General features: G+C 35.3%; 5 protein-coding genes. All 5 read right to left on the reverse strand.

Annotated elements, in window-relative coordinates:
• Positions 1 to 117: IS630 transposase-related protein (locus tag ACIPNH_RS03835; protein ID WP_400771409.1), on the reverse strand; the 117-nt coding region annotated here is incomplete at its 3' end.
• Positions 118 to 150: 33 nt separating this feature from the next.
• Positions 151 to 513: a hypothetical protein gene (locus tag ACIPNH_RS03840; protein ID WP_400771836.1), complete on the reverse strand. Its 363-nt coding sequence runs from the start codon at positions 511 to 513 to the stop codon at positions 151 to 153.
• A gap of 154 nt (positions 514 to 667) precedes the next feature.
• Complete coding sequence (ftsH, locus tag ACIPNH_RS03845; RefSeq protein WP_400771838.1) at positions 668 to 2,506, reverse strand: ATP-dependent zinc metalloprotease FtsH; 1,839 nt, start codon at positions 2,504 to 2,506, stop codon at positions 668 to 670.
• A 12-nt stretch (positions 2,507 to 2,518) separates the two neighbouring features.
• Complete coding sequence (tilS, locus tag ACIPNH_RS03850) at positions 2,519 to 3,814, reverse strand: tRNA lysidine(34) synthetase TilS (protein WP_400771840.1); 1,296 nt, start codon at positions 3,812 to 3,814, stop codon at positions 2,519 to 2,521.
• 184 nt (positions 3,815 to 3,998) lie between these two features.
• Positions 3,999 to 4,478, reverse strand: a complete 480-nt coding sequence (locus ACIPNH_RS03855) for an OmpA family protein (protein ID WP_400771842.1) — start codon at positions 4,476 to 4,478, stop codon at positions 3,999 to 4,001.
• Positions 4,479 to 4,572: the final 94 nt, after the last annotated feature.

Below are 4,572 nucleotides of genomic sequence, written 5' to 3' on the forward strand. Positions count from 1 at the left end.
CTCCCATAAAGTAGTTCGTCCAATTTTAAATCTTGCTGCCACTGTTTCTCTGCTTTCTCCTTCGTCTAGCGCTTCCATTGCTTTTTTCCTTAAGTCATAACTATATGCTGCTGGCACTCAACCTCCTTATCATCTTCTATCCTTATCTTATCACATCCGGACTTCTATGAAAAGAGCTATACTTCTCACTTCTGCTAATAAGGACTTAATATTTTCTTGGCAATGCACTCTCTTTACCGATTCAGCCGGTTCAACCATACCAAGAACATTCTTTACCAAAGATTTTTCTTCACAACTAAATATGAACATGTAATAACCCATCGATAAAGTGAAGAGCAAGAACATAGCCGGAAGTAAAAACGGAGCTAATACATTTTGTGACGCAGGGAAAATAAACCAGGTAACAGTTGCTATTGACACAGTTAGAAATAATCCTGATAAACATAATTGTGCTTTTCTTCTATAATTCTGATCAATAACTGTACTTACACCAATAGAAGCTATATCAATCATTACTCACACCTCATTAAACATTAATACTAACTGAATGATAGCATTATTGTGATGAAAATGCAATATTATGAATATTTTAATACAATTTATATTGACAGTTACAATTCTGAATGTTTTATTGCAGCGTTAGCTGATTAGCATTTTTAAGATGAGGTCAACTCTCATAGAGAGAGGATTTTTTTATTTTCTCATTCTTCTCATTTTCCTCTCTAACAATTTTTTTTCCATTTAATATGTCCTTTATTTCATCTCCTGTTAAAGTTTCAAACTCCAGTAGATTTTCGGCAATGAGATCTAAGCCTTTCTTATGCTTGGTCAAAATGTCTTTTGCTTTTTCATAGCAAGAAGATACAACTTTCTTCACTTCTTCATCTATAAGTTTTAACGTATCTTCAGAAATTACCTCAGAACCATGTATGGTTTGTTCGCGATTGTGATAGATCGGGCCTATTTTGTCACTCATTCCCCATTTTGTTACCATAGCGCGTGATAAATCAGATGCTTGTTTTATATCCGAAGATGCACCGCTTGTGACTTTATCGTAGCCAAAAATTAGCTCTTCTGCCACTCTTCCACCCATTGCAACAGTTATATCTGCTAGCATCTTTTCTCTTGTGAGGGACACTCTATCTGTTTCTGGTAGTCTCATAACTAAACCGAGTGCCCTACCGCGTGGAATAATTGTTGCTTTGTGTATAGGATCAGAAGCAGGCATATTAACAGCAATCATCGCATGACCAGCTTCATGGTATGCAGTCAGTCTCTTTTCCTCTTCTGTCATAATGAGAGATCGTCTTTCTACGCCCATCATCACTTTATCACGTGCATATTCGAAATCATCCATGGTAACAATCTTCTTGTTTCTTCTTGCAGCGATAAGTGCAGATTCATTCACCAAATTTGCTAGATCAGCCCCTGAAAAACCTGGTGTTCCCCTTGCAACTGTTTTCACGTTTACATCTGGTGCTATTGATATTTTCTTTATATGAGTATTTAATATCTTTTCACGCCCATTTATATCGGGTAAAGAAATAGTAATCTGTCGGTCAAAACGACCAGGTCTAAGCAGTGCTGGATCTAAGACATCCGGACGGTTAGTCGCAGCAATTATTATTACACCTTCATTAGACTCAAAGCCATCCATCTCAACTAATAACTGATTTAATGTTTGTTCTCTTTCATCATTGCCGCCACCAAGACCAATGCCACGATGTCTACCCACCGCATCTATTTCATCTATAAAAATTATACAAGGAGCATTTTTCTTGCCTTGATCAAACATATCACGAACACGACTTGCACCAACACCCACAAACATTTCAACAAAATCAGATCCAGAAATACTAAAGAATGGCACATTAGCTTCTCCTGCAATTGCACGAGCAAGTAAAGTTTTACCAGTTCCAGGAGAGCCAATCAAAAGGCACCCTTTTGGTATTTTTCCACCTAATATTTGAAATTTTTGCCTTTGTTTAAGAAAATCAACGATCTCTACTAGCTCTTCTTTTGCTTCATCAATTCCGGCAACATCATCAAATGTTACTTTTTTTCCACTAGTCATGAGTCTAGCCCTTGATTTGCCAAAGCTTATAGTTCTGTTGCCCCCCGCTTGTGTTTGTTTAAGAAAGAATAGCAAGAAGCCAATAAAGATAAATGTTGGGACCCATGAGATAAGTAATCCACCAATTACGTTCATGGCAGAATCTCCAGTTGAAAAGGAGAATCTCACTTTTCTATCATGTAAATTTTTTATTAGGTCGCTATATATGACACCGCTTGAATTGAAACTTGAACCGTCCCTGAACTTGCCTTCAATGCTCTGGTTTTTTATGACAATATTTTCTACATCATTGTCTTCTAGTCTAGTTAAAAATTCCGAAAAAGGTATAATTGTTTTACTTTTACCTACATTTCCGCTGAACTGAATATAAGCAACTGAAATAAGAACAATAATTACTAACCAGATCAATAAGCCTTCTAAAAATTTTTTCATTTCTATTTCTAACTAAATACTAATCAAGCTTACCAAATTTTGTTTTATCGTGCTATTAATAATGCATTGAACCTTATCGTCATTGGTATTTTTTCCGTTATAATTTACATCAGGATAAGCAAGCACCTTTCCATCTTTTAGCACTACAGGCAAAGAATAGAAAACTTCAGGGCAGCAGTTGTAATCCTTCAGAAATTCAGAAACTTTTTGTGTTTTTTTTAATGGAGCGATGATAACTGAACACTCTTGATTTCCGAGTATTGTGCAGCTAAATCTGTTATCCCATTGAGTAGGTTCATTTAAAGGTAGGTTTAAGGTAATTTCTTGTATCTTTGACGATTCTCTAATTATCAAGATATTTTCTCCATGTTTTCTTATTTTACACCCAGAAAGTGTACAGTTAACATTACTATCCTTTTGCAATATTTTATTAAATATTACGATAAGGCTGTTGTACCTTGGTTTATAATGTTTACTGGCAATTGCCATTATGGAGTAAAGAAGAAGCCTCAAGGCTATTTCCTCTGGCAATTGATAAAACTCACTTAGTTTAATTTCAATATAACCAAGATCATGCACATTAACGCAGTCATTAAACGCAAGGCGTGTGTAGTGCATCAACGCTTTTGCAGCTCTTTTCATATGAAGGGCTGTGAGGCATATTCGCTCTGTTAAAATCTCTTGATTATCACTTGCTTTAAGTAAGTTACGGTATAAAGTTCGCCTGTATTTTAAGTCATAGTTGCTTCTATCTTCGATCCATTTTAACCGATGAAGCTTAGCGTACTTTTCTATTTCACTACGACTAAAATTTAACAATGGCCTAAATATATAAATACCATTTAGGAAAGACTTGTAGTCCATTGATGATAATCCATCTACGCCACTACCTCGCTCTAATCTTAACAAGAACGTTTCTGCTTGATCATCTTTGTGATGAGCAACAAGTAAATATTTAACATTATTATTTTTACACCACTCTGCTAGTAACTTATACCGTGCTTTTCGTGCCTGTAACTGAATATTGCCTTTAATATTTTGCTTCTCCCAATTTAATATGAACGATTCCTTTGCTCCAAGTTCCTTTGCATAACTTACAACAAAATCAGCTTCTTTTTGAGACTCTGGACGTAACCCATGATTTACTGTTAATGCTGTAGGAAGTGAAAGCTTGTTTTTTTTTGCCCAGTTAGTCATTAAGTGCAGTAAGACTATACTATCTACACCACCTGATACTGCAACTGCAACTTGATTGTTATAGAAAGCAAAACTATTAACCACATTTTGAAATAATAACTCTAATTCCATTATGTCTCTTGATGGCCAGACAGGTCAGATCTCTTACGTCATACCGCGACTTATTTGTGGTATATATAGATCCCGCTAACAAGCAACGAAATATGACAAGTTTGTCCTTTTTTGTCTACCCCAGTGCCCTTTCTTTATGTCATCCCAGTGTTTGACACTGGGATCCAGGTTTTAATGCAAGAAACTATTTCTTTATTCCAGAAAATGAAAATTCCACTCTACGATTTTTAGCATGCTCTTTTTCATATTTAGAATTTCTAGAATCATCTTTTACATTAACCAAAGGCTCAGTTTCACCTTTAGAAGCAGTTTTTATTCTGTTTTCTATGTAGGGTGTACAACTAACCATAAATTTTTTAGCTGCATCTGCCCTTCTAGCGCCTAGCGCAAGATTATATTCATGAGAACCACGGTTGTCAGTGTGACCAGTTAAAGTAACCTTCGCGTTAGGGTTATCTTGTAACACCTCCATTACGTCAAGTAATGCATCTGCACTTACTTCAGCAATACTAGATTCATCATAACCAAAGAAAACTCTTTTATCACCTATCTGCTTAACAACAGAATTTATTTTATTTGTTGTATTTGCTTCTTTTTTTGGGCAAGAACTTACACCAGTAAGTAATAAACAAAAACAGCACATTATAACCAGTCTACTCCACATTACTAAACCTCCATAAATTTTAAATAGTGCGTAACTTTAATTTCAGTAGCTAATATCTCTCAATATTGTAATATAGTCAAGAGAAATAAAATAC

The organism is Wolbachia endosymbiont of Drosophila barbarae (assembly GCF_044752445.1).
In the GTDB taxonomy this organism is placed as follows: Bacteria; Pseudomonadota; Alphaproteobacteria; order Rickettsiales; family Anaplasmataceae; genus Wolbachia; species Wolbachia pipientis.